General features: G+C 72.3%; 4 protein-coding genes and 1 pseudogene. 3 read left to right on the plus strand and 2 right to left on the minus strand.

What is annotated here, in order from left to right; genetic code table 11:
* The 3 genes and pseudogenes from ACE3PU_RS01135 to ACE3PU_RS01145 form a co-directional block, all read left to right on the plus strand.
* Nucleotides 1-419: pseudogene (locus tag ACE3PU_RS01135) on the plus strand (hypothetical protein); the annotation flags it as partial.
* 161 nt (nucleotides 420-580) lie between these two features.
* The gene (locus ACE3PU_RS01140) at nucleotides 581-892 is read left to right on the plus strand and encodes a GIY-YIG nuclease family protein (RefSeq protein WP_374385775.1); all 312 of its coding nucleotides are present in this window, start codon (nucleotides 581-583) and stop codon (nucleotides 890-892) included.
* A complete protein-coding gene (locus ACE3PU_RS01145; protein ID WP_374385777.1) occupies nucleotides 889-1212 on the plus strand; it encodes a YnfA family protein in 324 nt (107 codons plus the stop codon). Before ACE3PU_RS01140 ends, ACE3PU_RS01145 begins: the two co-directional genes overlap by 4 nt.
* A gap of 24 nt (nucleotides 1213-1236) precedes the next feature.
* Here ACE3PU_RS01145 and ACE3PU_RS01150 read toward each other — a convergent pair whose 3' ends face one another.
* Both ACE3PU_RS01150 and ACE3PU_RS01155 read right to left on the minus strand, forming a co-directional pair.
* On the minus strand, nucleotides 1237-2013 hold the full coding sequence (locus ACE3PU_RS01150) for an RNA methyltransferase (RefSeq protein WP_374385779.1): 777 nt from the start codon (nucleotides 2011-2013) through the stop codon (nucleotides 1237-1239).
* Between the two features lie 39 nt (nucleotides 2014-2052).
* A partial coding sequence (locus tag ACE3PU_RS01155) for a carboxylesterase family protein (RefSeq protein WP_374385781.1) occupies nucleotides 2053-3402 on the minus strand: 1350 nt, incomplete at its 5' end.

The following is a 3402-nucleotide window of genomic DNA, read 5'->3' on the forward strand; positions in this document are numbered from 1 at the left end:
CGGGCGCGACGCGTGTCGGCGTCGGGCCCGGCGGCGGGGGAGGGGGCTCTGGCGCGGGCGGCGGCGGCGGCGGATCCGGCGGCGGCTGCGACATGCTCAAGCGGCTTCAGGCGGCCCTGCGCGACGACATGGAGGTGCGCTCCGCCGTCGAGGCCGCCCACCGCGAGATGAACGCCGGCGGCCGGGCCATCCAGGTGTGGGACGGCGACTGGCTGCAGAGCCGCGGCCAGGAGGGGAAGGGCCTGGCCGGCGTGCGTCAGGCCATCTCGGTCGAGGTCGCCTTCGCCCCGGCCGAATGCCGCGCCCAGGCCATGCGCGGCCTGGCGGTCCTGGCCCTGGACGACCGCGCCGACGGCGCCAAGCTGGCGCTGGGTCGAGGCACCTGGCGCTGGTCCGACCTGCTGGACCTGCGCCGCTAGGGGCTCTTCTTCCTTCGTCTTTCCGGGGCTTCGCGCAGCGAAGAACCCGGAACCCAGGACCGCGTCCACCAGCGCGGGACCGCCCTGGGCTCCGGGTTCCGCTGCGCGGCCCCGGAGTGACGGCTATTGTGCAGCTTGCGGGTGCGTGGTCCCGTCTCTTCATGAGAGCCGACGCCATCATCGCCGTCTACATCATGGCCAATCGCCGCAACGGGACGACCTATACCGGCGTGACCAGCGACCTGCTCCAGCGCGTCTGGCAGCATCGCGCCGGCGTCACCCCGGGCTTCGCGGCCGACCACGGCTGCAAGACGCTGGTCTGGTATGAGCAGCACGAGAGCATGATCGAGGCGATCATTCGAGAGAAAGCGATCAAGAAATGGCGGCGCGGCTGGAAATTGGCCTTGATTGAGAAGACCAATCCGCAGTGGCGGGACTTGGCGTTCGGCTGGTTTGGCGAGCCCGGACGATGAAGCTCGCCCTCATCTATCCCCTCGCGGCCCTGACCGAGATCGCCGGATGTTTCGCCTTCTGGGCCTGGCTGAAGCTGGATCGGTCGCCGCTTTGGCTGGCGCCGGGAATATTGAGCCTGGCGCTGTTCGCGTGGTTGCTGACGCTGGTTCCGACGGATGCGGCGGGGCGGGCGTTCGCCGCCTATGGCGGCGTCTATATCTGCGCCTCGCTGGTCTGGATGGCCGCGGTGGAGAAGACCTTCCCCGACCGATGGGACCTGATCGGGGGCGCGGTCTGTCTGGCCGGCGCGGCGGTGATCCTGTTCGGGTCCCGGCCCTGAATTCATCGTCGCTTCGGAGGGCGGCTAGTCCTTCTTGCCCGCCCGCTCGGCCGCCAGCTTGGCCAGCACCCGGCCGCGGCCGCGGGCCAGGGCGTGGATGGCGCCGCGCATGGTGGCGACCTCCTGCTCGGTGAAGGCGGCGCGGCCCAGCATGACGCGCAGGTTCTGGCTCATCGAACGCTTCTTCTCGGGCGGATAGAAGAAGCCGCCGTTCTCCAGCTCCTCCTCCAGATGCTCGTACATCCCCAGCAGCAGGGCGTTGGAGGCCGGCGGCTCGCCCTCGCGGAACCGGGGCGGCGGCGCGTCCAGGATCAGGGTGCGCCACTCATAGGCGTTGATCGCCACCGCCTGGGCCAGGTTCAGCGAATGGTGCTTCGGATCGATGGGGATGGTGACGATGCCGGCGCACAGGGCGATGTCGGTCGTCTCCAGCCCGGCACGCTCGCCGCCGAACAGCAGGCCGGCCTTCAGGCCGGAGGCGGTGTCGTCGTACAGGACGCGGGTGGCCTCGCGCGGGGTGCGGACGGGCTGGCGCGTCTCGCGCGGGCGGGCCGTGGTGGCGAAGACGGTGTTCAGGTCGGCGATCGCCTCGGCCACGCTGTCGAAGACCCGCACGCCCTCCAGCACCCAGTCGGCGCCCGAGGCGGTGGCCCAGGCCCGGTCTTGGGGCCAGCCGTCGCGGGGGCTGACCAGCCGCAGGTCGGTCAGGCCGAAGTTGGCCATCACCCGCGCCACGGCGCCGATGTTGTCGGCCAGTTGCGGCTTGTCGAGGATGACGGCGGGCGGAGCGAGATCGGACATGGCCGCTGCTTAGAGCCTCACGGGGCGGGAGAGAAGCCGTCAGCCTTCCCCGCGATCCATGATCCACGGCATCGACCGCCACAGGTCGCAGCGGTGCGCCTGCGCAAGGGCCTGGGTCGGCACGACGGCGTCGCCCGTCGGCTGGAACACCAGGGCGGTCGGCGCCGCGTCCAGCGGACGCCAGTCCGCCAGCCCCGGCGCGTTCGGCGAAAGGGTGCGAACGAAGGCGCCCCAGCGCAGCCGCATGCGCAAGGCCAGGGCCCGCTGATCGTCGTCGAACCGGGCGGATTGTCCGGCGAAGGCGCCGCCGTCGGGCCACAGATAGGCCAGTTCCGCGCTGTGGGCGGCCCCCAGGCGCCACGGCCCGGCGTCCCACATCGGCGGATCGATGTCGGCGAATTCGTACAGCCACGCCGGACCGTGCGCGGCGGCGGCCTCGGACAGGGCCAGGGTCGCGCAGCCGCCGAAGCCGCGCATGCCGCTGTCGGTCAGAATGCGGCTGATGACCTCGGCGGCGGCCTGCGCCCCGTTCTCCTCCGGATAGGGGTAAGCCGCCTCGATCCGGGCCGCCGACGCCTCGTCCACCAGCCGCCGCAGCCAGGCGCGATAGTCGGCGTGGTCGAAGCCGAGGAAGGCGGGGCCGCCGATGCGGCCTTCCTCGCGCGTCGCGCCGATGATGATCGGGATGGGCGCACGGCCGCTGCGGATTATCCGGTCCAGCGCCGCTGCGTCGGGCGCGCCGCGGCCGCCGAAATGCGGCGCGGCGAAGCCGCCGGCCGTCAGGATCGCCTCGACCGGCCGGGCGCGCAGGCAGGCGACGGGATCCGTCACGCCTTCGCAGCCCAGGGCGCGCGCGGTCTCCAGTCCCCGGCCGATGGCGACGGTCAGGTCGTCGACGTCGTGCAGGCAGTCGTCGCTGGACACGATCGCGGCCCGGAACAGCCGCCCGGCCTCCTGGCCCGCCAGCAAGGGGCAGATGACGGTGCCGCCGGCGGATTCGCCCGCCAGCGTCACCTTCGCCGGATCGCCGCCGAAGGCCGCGATGTTGTCGCGAACCCAGTCCAGGGCGGCGGTCACGTCCATCACGCCGTAGTTTCCCGCCCGACCGCCGTCGTCTTCCGCGGCGAAGGCGGGATGGGTCATGAAGCCCAGGGCGCCCAGGCGATAGTTGACGCTGACCACCACGATGTCGCCGTCCCGGGCCAGGGCGGCGCCGTCGTGGTCGTTGGCCGCGCCGCTGACCGCCGCGCCGCCATGCACATAGACCAGGACCGCGCGAGGCCCGGACGCCGGCGCCGACGGCCGGGCGATGTTCAGGGTCAGGCAGTCCTCGTTCGTCGAGCGCGTTTCGGGTCGGCCGGTCTGCGGGCAACGCGGCCCCGCGACGGA

Source organism: Brevundimonas sp. (assembly GCF_041911375.1).
Lineage (GTDB): Bacteria > Pseudomonadota > Alphaproteobacteria > Caulobacterales > Caulobacteraceae > Brevundimonas.

Excerpts from the sequence above, each read along its gene's own strand:
- ACE3PU_RS01150 (WP_374385779.1), bottom strand. The coding sequence starts at position 2,013 with ATGTCCGATCTCGCTCCGCCCGCCGTCATCCTCGACAAGCCGCAACTG.
- ACE3PU_RS01145 (WP_374385777.1), top strand. The coding sequence starts at position 889 with ATGAAGCTCGCCCTCATCTATCCCCTCGCGGCCCTGACCGAGATCGCC.
- ACE3PU_RS01140 (WP_374385775.1), top strand. The coding sequence starts at position 581 with ATGAGAGCCGACGCCATCATCGCCGTCTACATCATGGCCAATCGCCGC.